Source organism: Salinicola socius (assembly GCF_001937195.1).
GTDB classification, from domain to species: Bacteria; Pseudomonadota; Gammaproteobacteria; order Pseudomonadales; family Halomonadaceae; genus Salinicola; species Salinicola socius.
In genome coordinates, this window is sequence record NZ_MSDO01000122.1 from 1 (window position 1) to 608 (window position 608).

At 55.4% G+C, this 608-nt stretch carries 1 tRNA gene; it reads right to left on the bottom strand.

Annotated elements, in window-relative coordinates:
* Positions 1 to 133: 133 nt before the first annotated feature.
* A tRNA-Leu gene (locus BTW07_RS19165) sits at positions 134 to 220 on the bottom strand.
* Between the last annotated feature and the right edge of the window lie 388 nt (positions 221 to 608).

Consider the following 608-nt stretch of genomic DNA (forward strand, 5'->3'; position numbering starts at 1 on the left):
ACTTGAACCTCCACGTCCATAAGGACACTAGCACCTGAAGCTAGCGCGTCTACCAATTCCGCCATCCGGGCTTAATCCGACCCTGTGGCTTTCATTGAATTTTCATTCTCGAAAGCGTCACCGCAAGAAGCGATGGTGCCCAGAAGAGGACTTGAACCTCCACGTCCATAAGGACACTAGCACCTGAAGCTAGCGCGTCTACCAATTCCGCCATCTGGGCCAAGGCGCGATGCATGATACCGACTCTGCGACCGAATGCAAGCGTCTCATGGCCGGTGTGAAAGCCGCGTTCCGAGCAGCTTCTCAGGCGTCGTCAAGCAGGGTGTCGAGGTGGCAATTGGGCCTGTAGGTCAGTGCATGGTTGGGTCGAACAGGCGTGGCCGCTATACTTGTCGCATGAATCCCAAAAAACTGAACGGCTCAAGCCGCCCGCCGCGTGCATTTTCTTTATCACTCAGGCCCAACTGGCTCAACGCAAGGACGATGGTTGCATGACTCATTGGACGTTGAATGACGATCCGCACGCGGCTCGTGAAACCCAGAAATATGACAATCCCGTACCCAGTCGTGAGTATCTGTTGGCACGACTGGAGGAGTACGGCAAGCCG